Below are 17,206 nucleotides of genomic sequence, written 5' to 3' on the forward strand. Positions count from 1 at the left end.
GGAGGCACTGACTCCCACGCTATATGGGATGTCGTGCTCATTCGCCACGGCTTAACGAATTTACAGGAACAGTCACTTCAATGAGCATCAATCCCAAATCTGCCTATCGTCGCATCTTATTAAAACTCAGTGGTGAAGCCCTGATGGGCGAAGAAGGATTCGGCATTGATCCCAAAGTGCTGGACCGGATGGCCCAGGAAATCAAGGAACTGGTTGAGTTAGGCGTTCAGGTGGGACTGGTCATCGGGGGCGGCAATCTGTTTCGTGGGGAAGGCCTGGCCAGGGCGGGTATGAACCGGGTGGTGGGCGATCATATGGGGATGCTGGCCACTGTCATGAACGGGCTGGCTATGCGCGACGCCCTGCACAGGGCTTTTGTCAATGCCCGACTGATGTCAGCGATCCCACTCAACGGAGTCTGTGACGCCTATAATTGGGCTGAGGCCATCAGCCTTCTCAAGTCAGGACGAGTAGTGATTTTTGCCGCAGGTACCGGCAATCCCTTCTTTACTACGGATTCAGCCGCTTGCCTGAGAGGAATCGAGATTGAAGCCGACGCAGTGCTCAAGGGCACCAAGGTCGACGGCGTCTACGACTCGGATCCGGCCAAGAACCCGGAAGCCGTTATGTATCAGCAACTCACGTATCAGGAAGTGCTGGAAAAAGAATTAAAAGTGATGGATCTGGCGGCCTTTACTCTGGCCCGCGATCACAACCTGCCTATCCGGGTCTTCAATATGAATAAGCCGGGTTGTCTCAAGGCGGTTGTGATGGGAGAGTGCGAAGGCACGCTGATAGATCATCAGAATAATCTCAATTAAGCACCGCTATTTAGGATTGAAAGCATGATTAACGACATTAAAAAAGACGCCAAAGAGCGCATGACCAAATCCATCAGTGCACTGAAAAGCCAGTTCAGCAAAATTCGCACTGGCCGCGCCCATCCCAGCCTGCTGGACAGTATTATGGTTAGTTACTATGGGTCTGACACGCCGCTGCGCCAGATAGCCAATGTGGTGGCCGAAGATGCCCGTACCCTGTCGCTCACCGTATTCGATAAAAGTGCCACCCAGGCGGTGGAGAAGGCCATTATGCAGTCTGATCTGGGCCTGAACCCCATGAGTACCGGTACGGTTATCCGTATTCCGTTGCCGGCATTAACGGAAGAACGCCGCAAGGACCTGATCAAGGTGGTACGCGCTGAGGCGGAGCAGGGACGTGTGGGGATTCGCAACGTTCGTCGCGATGCCAACTCTGATATCAAGGAATTGGTCAAGGAAAAAGAGATCAGTGAGGACGAAGGGCATCGTGCCGAGGAGGAAGTCCAGAAGCTAACGGATGATTTCGTCAAACAGATCGATCAGATGCTGGCGGACAAAGAAAAAGAACTGATGGAAATCTGATCGGGCCGGCGCCCGATCAGGAATTACCTTATGTCTTCACAAATCATCCCCCGGCACGTTGCTATCATCATGGATGGTAACGGTCGTTGGGCCAAGCAACGGGGCAAACTTCGCACCTTCGGCCACAAGGCCGGTGTGGAGTCTGTGCGCAACGCCGTGTCGCTGGCCAGGCGAAAGGGTATTGAGGCGCTTACCCTGTTTGCCTTTTCCAGTGAGAACTGGAGTCGGCCGGCAGAAGAGGTGGGCGTGCTGATGGAACTCTTTAACCTGGTGCTCAAGAGTGAAGTCAAGAAATTGCATAAGAATGACGTCAGGCTCAAGGTGGTCGGCGATCTCGGCCGTTTTGACGTCAAGCTGGTGGAGCGCATTCGCGCGGCCGAACAGATGACGGCCAACAACCAGTCGCTGGTGCTTAATATCGCGGCCAATTATGGCGGTCGTTGGGACATAGTGCAGGCGGCCCGGCAACTGGCTGACAAGGTGGCGGCCGGCGAAATAGACAGCAGCGAAATCAGTGAAGCCAGTTTCGATGCACAAACATCCCTTGCTTCGTTACCCGATCTGGATTTGTTGATTCGCACCGGCGGTGAGAGCCGGGTCAGCAACTTTCTGCTTTGGCAGATGGCCTATGCTGAGCTTTACTTCACCCCGGCTCTGTGGCCGGATTTCAATGAAGAAGAATTTGAACTGGCCCTGGCGGATTTTGCCGCCCGGCAGAGACGCTTTGGCATGACATCCGAACAGGTAGAGACATGAGCGTCAAAGGATCTATCTCTTGTTAAAACAACGTATCATCACGGCCCTGATTCTGGCGCCTCTGGCGCTGGGAGCCATTCTGTTTCTCCCCCTTGAGAGTTTTGAGCTGTGTATTGGCTTGATCATTGGCTTGGGTGCCTGGGAGTGGAGCAAGCTGATGGGGCTAAGCCAGAGGCTGCATAAGGCCCTGTATACGGCTCTGGCGCTGCTTATTTGCGCCTTGCTGGCTTTTTGGGTGCCTACTGAACTTATCTGGTATCAGGGTCAACTGAATAATGTCTACCTGAGCGTATTGGCATTGGCCGCCCTGTGGTGGGTGGTTTCCCTGCTGATGATCCTCGCTTATCCCAGATATACCAGTCGTTGGCGTAACAGTATCAGACTGCGCGGCCTGTTTGGTCTGCTGACCCTGATCCCCACCTGGGTGGCCATCGTGACTTTGCGCACCCAGCTTTACGACGTGGATGATCTGTATGGGGCCTCTTTGATCTTTTATGTGCTTGGCATTGTCTGGGCCGCCGATATCGGTGCATTTTTTGTCGGGGTCAAGTTCGGCCGCCACAAGCTCAGACCCAACGTTTCCCCCGGCAAAACCCTGGAGGGGTTGCTTGGCGGTATTGCCGCTTCCTCTGCCATTATCGGCTTTGCCGCGTTGCATTATCAGGTTAATGCTTCGATGATCTGGACGCATATACTGATCGGCGGTGTCACTGTAGGCGTATCGGCCCTGGGCGATCTCAATGAAAGCATGTTCAAGCGTTGTGCCGGTTGCAAGGACAGCGGCACATTGCTGCCGGGCCATGGCGGTATTCTGGATCGCATTGACAGCCTGACCGCCGCCTTCCCGATCTTCGCTTTGTGCTATGTGCTGTGGATGACCTGATGCAGCAGATAACCATACTGGGGTCCACCGGTTCTATCGGGCAAAGCACGTTGGATGTGATCGCCAGGCATCCTGATAAATACAGGGTCTTTGCCCTGACCGCCAATAAAAACCTGACTTTGCTTATCGAGCAGGCCCGTCAATGCCAGCCGGATTATCTGGTAATAGCCGACCGGGCAGAGTTACCCCGGGCCCGAGGCATGGCGGACGATGCGGGACTGGACTGCCAACTGCTGGCCGGTGCCGATGCCCTGGACAGGGTGGCATCTGATGAGCGCACCGACACGGTAATGGCTGCTATTGTCGGTTCAGCCGGCCTGTTGCCTACGATGGCGGCGGTCAAGGCCGGCAAGAAAGTATTGCTGGCCAACAAGGAAGCCCTGGTGATGTCCGGCAAGCTGTTTATGGATGAAGTGCAAAAGAGCCGAGCGCAGCTTTTACCTATCGACAGTGAGCATAACGCTATCTATCAATGCCTGCCGGGAGATTTTGGCTATGGCAAGTTAGAAGATGCAGGCATCAACAAGATATTGCTGACCGGTTCAGGCGGGCCCTTTCTGAACTGGAACAAAGCCAGACTCGCCGCGGTCACCCCAGAGCAGGCTTGCTGCCATCCCAACTGGAATATGGGCCGGAAAATTTCGGTGGACTCCGCCACTATGATGAACAAGGGGCTGGAGTTTATCGAAGCCTGTTGGCTGTTTGGTGCCAGACCGGAGCAGATTCAGGTGGTTATTCACCCGCAAAGCGTGATCCATTCCATGGTCCAGTACCGGGACGGCTCGGTGCTGGCCCAGTTGGGTAATCCAGATATGCGCACCCCCATTGCTCACGCCCTTGCCTATCCCCAGCGGATAGACTCCGGCGTACAGCCGCTGGATTTTTCCAGCATGACGGACTTCAGTTTCCGCCTGCCGGACTACGACCAGTATCCGAACCTGCGTCTGGCCATGCAGGCATGCGGAGCCGGCCAGTATGCCACCACAGGACTGAACGCCGCCAATGAACTGGCTGTTGAGGCCTTCTTGCAGGGGCACCTGTCTTTCCCGCAGATAGCCGCGTTCAATGAGGCGGTACTGGAACAGTTGGAAAGCTGTCCGCTGACCAGTCTGGATGCCATTGTCGAATTCGATGCCCAGGCCAGAGCCATCGCCGGGCAGTTACTCAACAAGATGGTGGCATAGATGTTTGCATTTTTCTGGAGCCTGTTGTTTTTCGTTATCGCCCTGGGGCTGCTGGTGGCGGTCCATGAGTGGGGGCACTTTTTCGTCGCCCGTCGCTGTGGTGTGAAAGTACAACGTTTTTCCATCGGCTTTGGAAAGGCACTGTGGCGAACCCATGACAGCAAAGGCACAGAATATGTATTGGCTGCCATTCCATTGGGTGGCTATGTGAAAATGCTGGATGAGCGGGTCGAGCCGGTCAGGGAAGAGGAACTGCCTTATTGCTTTAACCGACAGCCGGTTATCAAGCGGATTGCCATTATTGCTGCCGGCCCCCTGACTAATTTTGTCTTTGCGGTATTTGCCCTGATGCTGATGTACATGCTGGGTGTGGAAACCGTCAAACCGGTACTGGGGGAGGTACCCGAGGCCTCTATCGCGTCACAGGGCGGTATTCAGCCTGGCATGCAAATCCAGGCAATTGGCGACCGGCAGACGCTTGACTGGGAAGCGGTCAACCTGGAGTTGATCTCGCATATCGGCAAACCGGAATTGCGAATGCAATTGAGCATGCCCCAAGGCGGTGAGCCGGTGATACGAACTCTGGATCTGGCCAACTGGCAGTTCAACCCGGACAGTGAATCAGCCCTGTCCAGCCTGGGGTTGATCCCCTTTCGTCCCGAGCCCACCAGGACCCTGGCTTATATTGCCGAAGGGTCGCCGGCAGAGGCGGGTGGGCTTGAGCCAGGGGATAAAATTGTCCGTCTGGACGGAACTCCCGTGCAGAATTGGAAACAAATAGTGGACCTGATTGCGGCAAACCCCAATCGGGTGCTGGATTTTCAAGTTGAGCGAAATGGTTATCAGACCTCTTTGCAGGCCAGGATTGAGAGCCGGGAGGTGGATGGTCGCCAGCAGGGATACCTTGGGGTGGTGCCGCAAGTGGAATCCTGGCCGGAGTCTTACCGTTTTACCCACCAGTATGGCCCGGTTGGGGCTTTACTGGAGGGGGCGGACAAGACCTGGCGTCTGATGGTGCTCAGTGTGGAAATGATCGGTAAGCTGATTACCGGCGATGTGTCGGTGAAGAATCTCAGTGGTCCCATTTCCATCGCCCAGGGAGCGGGTGTCAGTGCAGGTTACGGACTGGTGTATTTCCTGAGCTTTCTGGCTTTGATCAGCGTTAATCTGGGCATTATCAACCTTTTACCCTTACCGGTACTTGATGGTGGGCACCTACTCTATTATTTTATTGAGCTTTTGACGGGGCGGCCGGTTCCTGAATCGGTGCAGGAAGTTGGATTTCGTATAGGGGGGGCGCTGCTTCTCCTGTTGATGACCATCGCCATTGTGAATGACATTGCTCGCTTATAGGCTGTCTCAAGGGTTTGGATGCAGGCCCGGTAGTTTGGAAGAATAATATTAAATGAAGTTAAAACAGTTAGTTGCAGCCGGTTTATTGCTATCCGGAGCCTCCGTCAGCGCGGCCGAGCCGGCCAGTGAATTCATTGTTGAAGATATCAAGGTGGAGGGGCTGCAGCGTGTTGCGCTGGGTGCCGCTCTGACCTACCTGCCGGTCAAGGTGGGAGACAGGCTGAATGAATTCCGTGTCGCCCAGTTGATCCGTTCCCTGTATTCATCCACGCACTTCGAAAGCATTAAGGTCTTGCGCGACGGCAATACTCTGGTGGTACAGGTGCGCGAGCGCCCGACTATCAGCAATATCACCTTCGATGGCAATAAGGACATCAAGGAGGAGCAGCTCCAGCAGAGTCTGGATGACAGCAAGATCCGTGTCGGCGATCCCCTCGACAAAACGGTGCTGACTTCCATTGAAAATGGTCTGAAGGATTTCTATTACAGTATCGGTAAATATAACGCTGATGTGAACGCCATTATCACCCCGTTGCCGCGCAACCGGGTGGATCTTAAGTTCCTGTTCGAAGAAGGGGACGCCGCCGAGATTAAGCAGATCAACATTGTCGGCAATGAGATTTTTACCGACCAGGAACTGCTGGATCAGGTAGAGCTTAGATTTGACACGCCCTGGTGGGACTTCCTGTCAGAGACACGCTACCAGAAACAGAAGCTGACAGGTGACATTGAGACCCTGCGCAGTTACTACATGGATCGGGGCTACTTACGTTACAACCTGGATTCCACTCAGGTGTCCATGACGCCGGATAAATCCGGTATCTATGTGGCGCTGAACGTGACAGAGGGTGAGCAGTATACGATTTCCGACGTGGAGCTGATTGGGGATTTGCTGGGACAGGAAGAGACCATCAAGCAGATCCTGCCGCTGCGCAAGGAGCGCATGTATAACCTGGCTGAAGTGACTTATACAGAAGAGTTTATCAGCAAATACCTGGGTCGTTTCGGCTACGCCTTTCCCACGGTGACCACCATTCCGGAGATCAATGACGAGGACAAGACGGTCAAGCTGACTCTGTCGGTGGATCCGGGGAAACGAATTTATGTACGCCGGATCAATTTCCAGGGAAACAATGTCACCGCCGATGAAGTACTGCGCCGGGAAGTCCGGCAGATGGAAGGGGCCTGGCTGTCCAATGTGGCGCTGGAGTCGTCCAAAGGACATATGTCGCGGTTGACCTATGTTGAGGAAGTGGAATTCGATACGGTCCGTCTGCCAGGTGAAGAAGACAAGGTGGACGTGGACTTTACCGTTAAGGAACAACCCTCGGGCTCTTTCAATGCGGGTATCGGCTATGGAGATCGCACCAAGCTGAGCCTGCAGGCCGGCATTCAACAGGATAACTTCCTGGGCACCGGCAAGCGCCTGGGCCTGAGCCTGAATACCGTTTCCTATCAGCAAAGTGCAACTATCACCTATACGGACCCCTATTTCACCATCGACGGCATCAGCCTGGGCGGCACGTTGTTCTACTCAGAGTTCGATGCGGGTAACGCCAATCTGGTGCAGTACAACAACAAATCCTGGGGTATCGGCGCCAACTTCGGTTATCCGGTTAACGAATATAACCGGCTCAACTTCGGTTTTACCTACAGATTCAACGAAATTTCCCAGTTGCAGACCTATGATCAGATCCAGGATTTCTACAGCCTGTTTGCCGATCCCAGCAACCCGGACGCCGGCATCGACTTCAATACCTATGAATTTACTGCCGGTTGGAGCCGTTCGACCCTTAACCGGGGCATTTTCCCCACGGCTGGCTCCTCACAGCGGGCAGTGGCCAAGGTCACCGCACCTTTCTCAGACGTGGATTATTTCAAGCTGAGCTTCGATGCCAAACATTACTTCCCCTTGTCCCGGGATCAGCGCTGGTCATTCCTGGCCCGCCTGGAACTGGGCTATGGCAATGGTTACGGCGACATAGAGGGTAACGATCAGATCCTGCCTTTCTGGGATAACTTCCGTGCCGGGGGCAGCGACTCCCTTCGCGGCTTTGAGAACAATACGGTTGGTCCCCGAGCCATTTACCGGCAACCGCGTACCATTACCGGACCGGACGGCACACCGATTCCGCTTGGACCGAATCAGGACAACATCGTGGTGTCTCAGCGAGCGATCGGCGGTAACGCGATGGCCCTGGGTGGCCTTGAGTTAATTGTTCCCACGCCTTTTGTAGATGAGGAGTTCGACAATTCGGTACGTACCAGTCTGTTTGTGGACGTGGGGAATGTGTGGGACACTGAGTTTCGTATCGACAAGTACAACGGACTGAGAGAATCCGAACGGGCTGAAATAGCCGATTATGGTGATTATGGGCGTTTCAGAACCTCCGCCGGCTTGTCCGTGCAGTGGCTGTCACCCATGGGCCCGATGATCTTCAGCTTCTCACGGATCCTGCGAGAAGAAGATGGCGACGAAAGCCGCTTCTTCTCATTCAATATTGGCCAGACATTCTAATAAGAGCCCCGACCAGGGGCAGATTCATTTAAGGAGAATAATTTGAAAACTCTGAGCAAAAGCATACTGACTGCCGCCATTCTTGGCACATCCATGATGAGTTCAGCGGCCCTGGCCGAGCAGAAGATTGGCGTGGTAAGTGTTCAGGGCGTTTTCCAGTCCCTGCCCCAGGCAGCCGTGATCCAGGAAAACATCCGGGCTGAATTCAAGGACCAGATCGAAGAAATCACCCGTCTGGAGAAGGACATCAAGTACTATCTCGAGAAGCAACAGCGCGATGCCGCCACCATGAGCGAGAAGGAACGCAAGGAGCTGGAAGACAAACTGATCAGCCTGCGTGATGACTATGCCGGTAAGACCCAGCCCCTGCAGAACCAAATCCAGCAACGTCAGATGGAAGAGCGTAACAAACTGCTGGGGTTGATCAAACAGACCATCGACAGCATTGCTGAGAAGGACAAGTACGACATGGTGCTTAATGCTGAAGCCGTTATATACATGAAGGACAAAGGCACAGATCTGTCCAAGCAGGTCATCGATCAGGTCAGCAAAATCAAGTAACGGAACGCTACATGCAGCAATACAGCTTGCGACAACTGGCGGATCATATCGGCGCCCGCATCGAAGGAGATGAAAGCATACTGATCCATTCTGTAGGCACTCTGGCTGGCGCGGGAAAAGGTCAGATCTCCTTTTTGTCCAACAGCAAGTATCGCAGCCGCCTGGCAGACACGTCGGCCGAAGCCGTCATTCTGCATGCAGACGATCTGCCGCACTGCTCCTGCGCAGCACTGGTGATGGACAACCCCTATGTGGGCTTTGCCCTGGTGGCCCAGTTGATGGACACCACACCGGCAGCCGCAGAGTCCGTCTCTCCCCATGCTGTGATTGCACCAGATGCTAAATTTGGCGAAGGGGTGGTCATAGGCGCCCATGCGGTTATCGAAGCCGGTGTTGAACTGGCCGAAGGTGTGCAGATTGGTGCGGGCTGTGTGATCGGCAGGAACAGTCGTATCGGTGCCCGCAGTAAGCTGTGGGCCAACGTCACCCTCTATCATGATGTGCAGATTGGCCAAGACTGCCTTATTCAGTCCGGCGCTGTTATCGGTGCAGACGGATTTGGTTACGCCAATGACAAGGGCCGCTGGGTCAAGATTCCGCAGATTGGCCGGGTTATCCTGGGTAATAGGGTGGAAATTGGCGCCAGCACCACAGTGGACAGGGGAGCCCTCGAAGACACCGTGCTGCATGACGGGGTTATCATCGACAATCAGTGCCAGATTGCCCACAACGTGGTAATTGGGGAGAATACCGCCATCGCCGGTTGCACCGTCATCGGCGGCAGTACGCATATTGGCCGCAACTGTACCATTGGTGGCCTGAGTGCGGTTACCGGCCACGTGGAGATTGCCGATAATGTTCATTTCACCGGTATGAGCATGGTCACCAAAGGTGTTACTGAAGCCGGCTTGTACTCTTCAGGCCTGCCCTCCCAGCCAAGCAGGGAGTGGCGCAAGGCGGTGGCAAGTGTGCGTAACCTGGACAAGCTGGGTCAACGTGTCAAAAGATTGGAACAGAGTATTCATGGCGTGAAAGACGCCCCTGAGGGAGACAAGTAGTTGGCTAATGAGTTGAATCAGATCCAAATTGAAGAAATCATGGAGCTGTTGCCCCACCGGTACCCTTTTCTGTTGATTGACCGGGTAACGGCATACAAGCTTGGTGAGTCAATCATCGCCTACAAGAATATCAGCTTCAACGAGCCCTGCTTCACCGGACATTTTCCGGGCAAGCCCATTTTTCCCGGTGTGCTGATTTTAGAGGCCATGGCGCAGGCTGCCGGCATCCTGGGATTCAAGACCGTGGGCAATTCAGACGATCTGTATCTGTATGCAGGCATCGACAATGCCAGGTTCAAACGCCCCGTGGTGCCCGGCGACAGGCTGGACTTCGATGTACGCCTGATCAAGGAGCGCCGGGGAATCTGGAAGTTTTCCGGTGTCGCCAGTGTCGATGGTGCCGAAGTCTGCAGTGCCGAGTTCATGTGTGCCATGAGGAAGATGTAACAAGGTGATCCACGCAACAGCCATAATCGATCCCAGTGCCCGCCTTGGTGAGAATGTTCAGGTGGGGCCTTACTCCGTCATCGGCGCCGACGTGCAGATCGGCGATGATTGTGTCATCGCGCCCCATGTGGTGATCAGGGGGCCGAGCAGGATCGGCAGGAGGAACAAGTTTTTTCAGTTCTCCTCCATAGGGGAGGATTGTCAGGATAAGAAATACGCCGGCGAAGTCACCTACCTGGAGGTGGGCGACAACAACGTATTCCGTGAATTTTCCACCATTCATCGCGGTACCGTCCAGGACCAGTCCCTGACCAGGGTCGGATCCAACAACCTGTTCATGAATTATGTGCATATCGCTCATGACTGCATGATCGGGGATAACAATATTTTTGCCAACAACGCCAGTATCGCCGGCCATGTGCATATAGGTGACTGGGTCATCATAGGGGGCATGTCCGGGGTTCACCAGTTCTGCCATATAGGCTCCCACAGTTTTTGTGGGGCAGGCTCTATCCTGTTGAAGGACTTACCTCCTTATGTAATGGCGGGCGGGGAGAAAGTTGCCCCCCACGGCATCAATGCAGAAGGCTTGCGCCGACGAGGCTTCAGCAAGGAAAGTATCCTTGCCATCCGCCGGGCTTATAAGGTGCTGTATCGCAGTGGTAAGACGGTGGAGGAAGCACTGATTGAGTTGCGCGAAATGGAAAAGGACACGCCTGAGGTCGGCATTCTGGCAGACTTTGTGGCCAACTCCTCCCGCGGCATCTTGCGCTGAGTCATGGCAGACAGGCCGATCCGAATTGGGCTGGTAGCCGGAGAAGCTTCCGGCGACATCCTGGGGGCTGGCCTTATCCGTGCTCTCAAGGAACGATTTCCCGATGCCCGGTTTGAGGGTATTGGCGGTCCGCTGATGCAGGCACAAGGCTGCCAATCCCTGTTTGATATGGAAGAGCTGTCGGTGATGGGGCTGGTGGAAGTGCTATCCCGGATTCGACGGCTGCTGTCAATTCGCAAGGCTTTGGCGAAGCATTTTAGCGCTAATCCTCCTGATGTGTTTATCGGTATCGATGCCCCTGACTTCAACCTCGGGTTGGAGCGACGCCTGAAAAAAGCCGGCATCAAAACCGTCCAGTATGTGAGCCCAAGTGTCTGGGCCTGGCGTGAAAAACGCATTTTCAAGATAGCCGAAGCCACCAATCTGGTATTGAGCCTGCTGCCGTTTGAGAAAGCCTTCTATGACAGGCATCAGGTTCCCTGCACCTTTGTCGGTCATACGCTGGCCGATCAGGTTCCACTGCATCCGGATCAACTGGCCGCCAGGCTGGCCCTGGGGCTGGAAGAGCATGACAGGGTACTGGCCCTGCTGCCGGGCAGTCGTGGCAGCGAAATCAAGCTGTTGCTGGAGCCCTTTCTGACCGCCGCCAGCCTGTTGCAGAAGCGCCTGCCAGGTCTTAAGGTTCTGCTCCCGGCTGCCAATGCCAGGCGTCGTGAACAAATAGAAGCCTATCTGGCAGGGCATGCCTTTGAACTTGAACTCAAGCTGATAGATGGCCGGTCCCGTGAGGCGATGGTGGCCGCAGACGCCATACTGCTGGCGTCCGGCACGGCCACCCTGGAGGCCATGTTATGCAAAAGACCCATGCTGGTGGCTTACCGGTTTAACTGGCTGACGTACCAGATGGGCAGAAGGATGTACAAACCCAAGTATTTTTCCCTGCCCAACCTGCTGGCAGGGGAGGAACTGGTACCGGAGTTACTTCAACATCAGGTACAGCCGCATAAAATGGCCGAACTGCTTGAGGCCATGCTGGTCGACGGCGCCCCCCAACTTGTAGCCCGGTTCGAACAATTGCACCAGAGCCTGAAAAAAGATGCCGATCATCAGGCCGCGCTGGCAGTCGGGAAGTTGATAGAACAAGCATGAAGAACAGATTGATAGCCGGCGTGGATGAAGTCGGTCGAGGACCCCTGGTGGGGGATGTAGTGACAGCAGCCGTGATTCTGGACCCGGCCCGGCCCATTGCAGGCCTGGCGGACTCCAAGACCTTGTCGGAGAAAAGACGCCTGCTGCTGTATGATGAAATTCTCAGCAAAGCCTTGTGCTGGCAGGTGGGACGGGCGAACCCGGCAGAAATCGACAAGTTGAACATCCTGCACGCCACCCTGCTTGCCATGACCCGTGCTGTGCAAGGGCTGTCTGTGCAGCCTGAGCACGTGCTGGTGGATGGTAATCGCTGTCCTGGCTGGGGTTATTCCAGTGAGGCGGTGATCAAGGGCGATAGTCTGCATGCCTGCATCTCGGCTGCCTCCATTGTCGCCAAAGTCACCCGCGACAGGGAAATGCAGGTGCTGGACAGCCAGTTTCCCGAGTACGGTTTTGCCAAGCATAAAGGCTATCCGACTGCGGTGCATCTGCAACAATTGAGTTTGTTGGGGCCGACGGCGCACCACAGATTGAGTTTTAAACCTGTCCAGATGGCCCTGAAGCAACGCCATGGAGTGTTAAATGGCTGAACCCAGCTTTGTGCATCTTCGCGTCCACAGCGATTTTTCCATGCGGGATGGCCTGAACAAGGTCAAGCCCATTCTGGCCAAGGTCAAGGCTTTGAACATGCCGGCCGTGGCCATTACCGATCAGATGAACTTCTGTGGTCTGGTACGTTTTTACGGTGAGGCCCACGCCCAGGGTATCAAACCTATCATAGGCGCCGACTTCTGGGTGCGTGGTGAAGAGTTGGAAGAGCAGCTCTTTCGGCTGACGCTGCTGGCAAAAAACAACGAAGGCTACAAGAATATCACCCTGCTGATTTCCAGGGCGTACCAGCGTGGTTACCTGCAGGACAGGCCGGTCATAGATAAGGACTGGCTGGCTGAACACCGTGAAGGCGTGATTATTCTTTCCGGTGGCCGGGAAGGGGATCTGGGCCTGGCCCTTGCCAAGGGCAACCGGGAAATGGCTCAGACCATGCTGGCTTTTTACCAGCAACATTTCGATCAGCACTTCTACCTGGAGCTGATTCGTACCGGCCGCCCGGGAGAGGAAGATTATCTGCATCAGGCAGTGGAGCTGGCTGGACAGCAAAATCTACCCGTGGTGGCCACCAACGAGGTGTGCTTTATCGAGGCGGAAAATTTTGACGCCCATGAAGTGCGGGTTTGCATTCATGACGGATATACCCTGGAGGACAACCGCCGTCCAAAGCGGTACAGCGAGCAGCAGTATCTGCGTAGCGCAGAGGAAATGACCCAGCTGTTTGCCGATATTCCAGAAGCCTTGCAGAATACCGTTGAGATTGCCAGACGCTGCAATGTGACCATCCGCCTGGGTGAATATTTCCTGCCCCAATTCCCCACCGGCGATCTGAGCACAGAAGATTTCCTGGTCAAGAAGTCCGAGGAAGGACTCGAAGAGCGCCTGGAATTTCTGTTCCCGGATCCTGCCGTACGGGCGGAGCGTCGTGCCGAATATGATGAGCGCCTGGCCATTGAGTTGCAGGTCATCAACCAGATGGGCTTCCCGGGTTACTTCCTGATCGTGATGGAGTTTATTCAGTGGAGTAAGGATAACGGCATACCCGTTGGCCCCGGCCGGGGCTCGGGTGCGGGTTCACTGGTAGCCTATGCGCTGAAGATCACCGATCTTGATCCCCTCGAATTCGATCTGCTGTTTGAACGCTTCCTCAACCCAGAAAGGGTATCCATGCCGGATTTTGATGTGGATTTTTGCATGGATCGCCGGGATGAAGTGATCGACCATGTAGCCGACCTGTATGGCCGCGAAGCGGTCTCGCAGATCATCACCTTCGGCACCATGGCCGCCAAGGCGGTGGTGCGGGACGTGGGTAGGGTGTTGGGCCATCCCTATGGATTTGTTGACCGAATTTCCAAGCTGATCCCGGGCGATCCGGGCATGACCCTGGCCAAGGCCTTTGAGGTTGAACCCAGGTTACCCGAATTGTATGAACAGGATGAAGAGGTCCGGGACCTCATCGATATGGCGCGAACCCTGGAAGGGGTCACCCGTAATGCCGGCAAACACGCCGGTGGTGTGGTGATCGCGCCGACCAGAATTACTGATTTTGCCGCCCTGTATTGTGACGAAGCGGGTAACAACCCGGTTACCCAGTTTGACAAGAACGATGTGGAAACGGCCGGACTGGTTAAATTCGACTTTCTCGGCCTGCGCACCCTGACCATCATTCAGTGGGCCCTGGATATGATCAAGAGCGGCAAGGGACAGGACATCGATATCAGCGCCATCCCGCTGGACGACAACCCCAGCTTCAGGCTGTTACAGAACGCAGAAACCACGGCGGTATTCCAGCTTGAATCCCGGGGCATGAAAGATCTGATCAAACGTCTGCGCCCCGACAGTTTTGAAGACATTATCGCCCTGGTCGCCCTGTTCCGTCCGGGCCCGTTGCAATCGGGGATGGTAGACAACTTTATCGACCGCAAACATGGCCGGGAGGCAATATCCTACCCCGACGCCCAGTATCAGCACGAGTGTCTGGAGGAAATCCTCGAACCGACCTATGGCATCATCCTTTATCAGGAACAGGTGATGCAGATAGCCCAGGTCATGGCCGGCTACAGCCTGGGAGGCGCTGACCTGCTGCGCCGGGCCATGGGCAAGAAAAAGCCCGAGGAGATGGCCAAGCAGCGCTCCACCTTCGCCGAAGGGGCTAAAAACAATAATATTGACGCCGAACTGGCGACGAAGATCTTCGATCTGGTAGAAAAATTCGCCGGTTATGGCTTCAATAAGTCTCACTCTGCTGCCTATGCCCTGGTGTCTTATCAGACTTTGTGGCTGAAGACCCATTACCCGGCCGAGTTCATGGCGGCAGTCATGTCGGCGGATATGGATAACACGGACAAGATAGTGACGCTGGTGGACGAATGCCAGCGCATGGGCCTGACGGTTTTGCCTCCGGACGTGAATACCGGCCAGTATAAGTTCACCGTTGATCCGCAAGGCCAGATTGTGTATGGCATCGGCGCAGTAAAAGGGGTGGGAGAAGGCCCCATCGAAGCCATTATTGAGGCCAGGGCAGAGGAGGGACCCTACCGGGATCTGTTCGATTTCTGCGCCAGGGTGGACCTGAAAAGAATCAACAAACGGGTGCTGGAGAAGCTGGTATTGGCGGGAGCCATGGACAACCTGGGCCCCCACCGCGCTTCTTTGATGGCCAGTTTGCCCGAAGCCATTGCCGCCGCTGACCAGCATGCCAAGGCTGAATCCTTCGGCCAGGCGGATATGTTCGGGCTGTTAACCACCGAGCCAGAAGAAGTCCGGCAGGCCTTTGCCGATGTGCCCAGATGGCCGGAAAAAGTCTGGCTGGAAGGAGAGCGGGAAACGCTGGGACTGTATCTGACAGGGCATCCTATCAATCAGTATCAGCAGGAGATCCGTCATTACACCAAGGCCAGGCTGGTGGATATCAAACCCACTTCCCGGGAAGGCAGCGCCACCGCGGTGGGACTGGTGATGGATATGCGGGTGATGGTCAACAAACGGGGGAAGCGCTGGGCCATTGTCACCCTGGATGACAAGAGCGCCCGTTTGGATGTACGTTTTTTCCCCGATATGCTGGAACAATTCGAAGCTGTGCTGCAAAAAGACAGAATTTTGGTAGTATCTGGACAGGTCAGCTTTGATGAGTATTCCGCTGGCAATACAATGACCGGCCGCGACGTCATGGATATTGTCCAGGCCAGGGAAAAGAACGCCAGGGCCCTGCTGCTGACTCTGTCCCAGGATTGGTGTAGCCCCCAACAGGTGGCGGGGCTGAAGGCTGTTCTGGATAAATATCGTGGTGGCACCTGTCCGGTCCAGTTGTCATACTTGCATCCCCATGCATCGGCTATGCTGTCTGTAGGGGCCGACTGGTATGTGACACCGGCCGACGAACTGATACACGAATTGCAACTGCTTGTGGGTGACAAACAGGTAGCCCTGATGTTCCATTGACGGCTTACAAGCGATCATCACATGGCAATAGCCGTCTTCGGAAATAAAGAAGACGGATCACAAACAATATTAAGGTAGTGGGATGAGTTTAAACTATCTGAGTTTTGAGCAGCCAATTGCAGAATTGGAAGCCAAAATCGAGGAATTGCGCCTGGTCAATCAGGGCGGTGAGTTCGACGTGGGCCTGGAAGAGGAAATCACCAAGCTCAAGGAAAAAAGTGCCGAACTGACCAGAAAAATCTTTGCCGATTTGGGAGCCTGGCAGGTGTCACAGCTGGCTCGTCATCCGCTAAGGCCCTACACCCTGGATTATCTGCCGAGAATTTTCACCGACTTCGATGAACTGGCTGGTGATCGGGCGTTCGCCGATGACAAGGCCATTGTAGGCGGTCTGGCCAAACTCGATGGACAGGCGGTGATGGTGATCGGCCATCAGAAAGGCCGGGACACCGCCGAGAAGATTAAACGGAATTTCGGCATGCCCAAACCCGAAGGATACCGTAAGGCGTTGCGTTTGATGGAAATGGCTGAGCGTTTCCGTTTACCCATTATTACCTTTATCGATACACCGGGCGCCTATCCGGGCGTTGGCGCAGAGGAACGGGGCCAGAGCGAGGCCATCGCCCGTAACCTCAAGGTGATGGCGGGGCTGAAAGTGCCGGTCATCTGTACGGTCATCGGCGAAGGTGGCTCGGGCGGCGCATTGGCCATCGGTGTGGGGGATCGGGTCAATATGCTGCAATACAGCACCTATTCGGTGATCTCTCCCGAGGGCTGTGCCTCAATCCTGTGGAAAAGCGCAGAAAAAGCGCCCCTGGCAGCGGAAGCCATGGGGGTCAGTGCTCAGCAAATCAAAAAGCTTGGCCTGATCAACCAGATAGTCGAAGAACCACTGGGTGGCGGGCATCGTAACTATGACGGGGTGGCCGCGAATCTGAAAGCCTGCATCAAACAGCAGTTGTCCCAGTTACAGAAGCTGTCTCAGGCCAACCTGCTGGACGAACGCTACGAGCGACTCATGTCATTTGGCTATTGCTGATCAATGCCGATAAACTAGGCCGCATTCGCG

General features: G+C 55.0%; 15 protein-coding genes. All 15 read left to right on the forward strand.

Going from position 1 to position 17,206, the window contains the following annotated elements; all coding sequences use genetic code 11:
* Positions 1 to 80 precede the first annotated feature (80 nt).
* The 15 genes from pyrH (at position 81) to accA (ending at position 17,176) form a co-directional block, all read left to right on the forward strand.
* Positions 81 to 821 carry a UMP kinase gene (gene pyrH, locus J0A66_RS06355; RefSeq protein WP_206572962.1) on the forward strand — a complete coding sequence of 247 codons (741 nt, stop codon included), beginning with the start codon at positions 81 to 83 and terminating at the stop codon, positions 819 to 821.
* A 24-nt stretch (positions 822 to 845) separates the two neighbouring features.
* On the forward strand, positions 846 to 1,403 hold the full coding sequence (gene frr / locus J0A66_RS06360) for a ribosome recycling factor (RefSeq protein ID WP_206572963.1): 558 nt from the start codon (positions 846 to 848) through the stop codon (positions 1,401 to 1,403).
* A gap of 30 nt (positions 1,404 to 1,433) precedes the next feature.
* A complete protein-coding gene (gene uppS, locus J0A66_RS06365) occupies positions 1,434 to 2,159 on the forward strand; it encodes a polyprenyl diphosphate synthase (protein WP_206572964.1) in 726 nt (241 codons plus the stop codon).
* Positions 2,160 to 2,178: 19 nt separating this feature from the next.
* Complete coding sequence (locus tag J0A66_RS06370) at positions 2,179 to 3,042, forward strand: phosphatidate cytidylyltransferase (protein ID WP_206572965.1); 864 nt, start codon at positions 2,179 to 2,181, stop codon at positions 3,040 to 3,042.
* Complete coding sequence (gene ispC / locus J0A66_RS06375; RefSeq protein WP_206572966.1) at positions 3,042 to 4,226, forward strand: 1-deoxy-D-xylulose-5-phosphate reductoisomerase; 1,185 nt, start codon at positions 3,042 to 3,044, stop codon at positions 4,224 to 4,226. The genes J0A66_RS06370 and ispC overlap by 1 nt, the downstream gene beginning before the upstream one ends.
* The gene (gene rseP / locus J0A66_RS06380; RefSeq protein ID WP_206572967.1) at positions 4,227 to 5,579 is read left to right on the forward strand and encodes a sigma E protease regulator RseP; all 1,353 of its coding nucleotides are present in this window, start codon (positions 4,227 to 4,229) and stop codon (positions 5,577 to 5,579) included. It abuts the gene before it with no gap.
* Between the two features lie 52 nt (positions 5,580 to 5,631).
* On the forward strand, positions 5,632 to 8,097 hold the full coding sequence (bamA, locus tag J0A66_RS06385; RefSeq protein WP_206572968.1) for an outer membrane protein assembly factor BamA: 2,466 nt from the start codon (positions 5,632 to 5,634) through the stop codon (positions 8,095 to 8,097).
* 42 nt (positions 8,098 to 8,139) lie between these two features.
* Entirely contained in the window at positions 8,140 to 8,658 is a 519-nt protein-coding gene (locus J0A66_RS06390) for an OmpH/Skp family outer membrane protein (RefSeq protein ID WP_206572969.1), read from the forward strand.
* An 11-nt stretch (positions 8,659 to 8,669) separates the two neighbouring features.
* The gene (gene lpxD, locus J0A66_RS06395) at positions 8,670 to 9,716 is read left to right on the forward strand and encodes a UDP-3-O-(3-hydroxymyristoyl)glucosamine N-acyltransferase (protein WP_206572970.1); all 1,047 of its coding nucleotides are present in this window, start codon (positions 8,670 to 8,672) and stop codon (positions 9,714 to 9,716) included.
* Positions 9,717 to 10,163 (forward strand): 3-hydroxyacyl-ACP dehydratase FabZ, encoded by a 447-nt coding sequence (gene fabZ, locus J0A66_RS06400; RefSeq protein WP_206572971.1) that lies wholly within the window; start codon positions 9,717 to 9,719, stop codon positions 10,161 to 10,163.
* A 4-nt stretch (positions 10,164 to 10,167) separates the two neighbouring features.
* Positions 10,168 to 10,938, forward strand: a complete 771-nt coding sequence (lpxA, locus tag J0A66_RS06405; protein WP_206572972.1) for an acyl-ACP--UDP-N-acetylglucosamine O-acyltransferase — start codon at positions 10,168 to 10,170, stop codon at positions 10,936 to 10,938.
* 3 nt (positions 10,939 to 10,941) lie between these two features.
* Positions 10,942 to 12,087: a lipid-A-disaccharide synthase gene (lpxB, locus tag J0A66_RS06410; protein ID WP_206572973.1), complete on the forward strand. Its 1,146-nt coding sequence runs from the start codon at positions 10,942 to 10,944 to the stop codon at positions 12,085 to 12,087.
* A complete protein-coding gene (rnhB, locus tag J0A66_RS06415; protein WP_206572974.1) occupies positions 12,084 to 12,677 on the forward strand; it encodes a ribonuclease HII in 594 nt (197 codons plus the stop codon). Before lpxB ends, rnhB begins: the two co-directional genes overlap by 4 nt.
* The gene (gene dnaE, locus J0A66_RS06420) at positions 12,670 to 16,137 is read left to right on the forward strand and encodes a DNA polymerase III subunit alpha (RefSeq protein WP_206572975.1); all 3,468 of its coding nucleotides are present in this window, start codon (positions 12,670 to 12,672) and stop codon (positions 16,135 to 16,137) included. Before rnhB ends, dnaE begins: the two co-directional genes overlap by 8 nt.
* 82 nt (positions 16,138 to 16,219) lie before the next feature.
* Positions 16,220 to 17,176 (forward strand): acetyl-CoA carboxylase carboxyl transferase subunit alpha, encoded by a 957-nt coding sequence (accA, locus tag J0A66_RS06425; protein ID WP_206572976.1) that lies wholly within the window; start codon positions 16,220 to 16,222, stop codon positions 17,174 to 17,176.
* Positions 17,177 to 17,206 lie beyond the last annotated feature (30 nt).

Source organism: Bowmanella dokdonensis, assembly GCF_017254865.1.
Classification (GTDB): Bacteria; Pseudomonadota; Gammaproteobacteria; order Enterobacterales; family Alteromonadaceae; genus Bowmanella; species Bowmanella dokdonensis.

Excerpts from the sequence above, each read along its gene's own strand:
- bamA (WP_206572968.1), top strand. The coding sequence starts at position 5,632 with ATGAAGTTAAAACAGTTAGTTGCAGCCGGTTTATTGCTATCCGGAGCC.
- uppS (WP_206572964.1), top strand. The coding sequence starts at position 1,434 with ATGTCTTCACAAATCATCCCCCGGCACGTTGCTATCATCATGGATGGT.
- lpxD (WP_206572970.1), top strand. The coding sequence starts at position 8,670 with ATGCAGCAATACAGCTTGCGACAACTGGCGGATCATATCGGCGCCCGC.
- accA (WP_206572976.1), top strand. The coding sequence starts at position 16,220 with ATGAGTTTAAACTATCTGAGTTTTGAGCAGCCAATTGCAGAATTGGAA.
- rseP (WP_206572967.1), top strand. The coding sequence starts at position 4,227 with ATGTTTGCATTTTTCTGGAGCCTGTTGTTTTTCGTTATCGCCCTGGGG.
- ispC (WP_206572966.1), top strand. The coding sequence starts at position 3,042 with ATGCAGCAGATAACCATACTGGGGTCCACCGGTTCTATCGGGCAAAGC.
- pyrH (WP_206572962.1), top strand. The coding sequence starts at position 81 with ATGAGCATCAATCCCAAATCTGCCTATCGTCGCATCTTATTAAAACTC.
- frr (WP_206572963.1), top strand. The coding sequence starts at position 846 with ATGATTAACGACATTAAAAAAGACGCCAAAGAGCGCATGACCAAATCC.
- lpxB (WP_206572973.1), top strand. The coding sequence starts at position 10,942 with ATGGCAGACAGGCCGATCCGAATTGGGCTGGTAGCCGGAGAAGCTTCC.
- dnaE (WP_206572975.1), top strand. The coding sequence starts at position 12,670 with ATGGCTGAACCCAGCTTTGTGCATCTTCGCGTCCACAGCGATTTTTCC.
- rnhB (WP_206572974.1), top strand. The coding sequence starts at position 12,084 with ATGAAGAACAGATTGATAGCCGGCGTGGATGAAGTCGGTCGAGGACCC.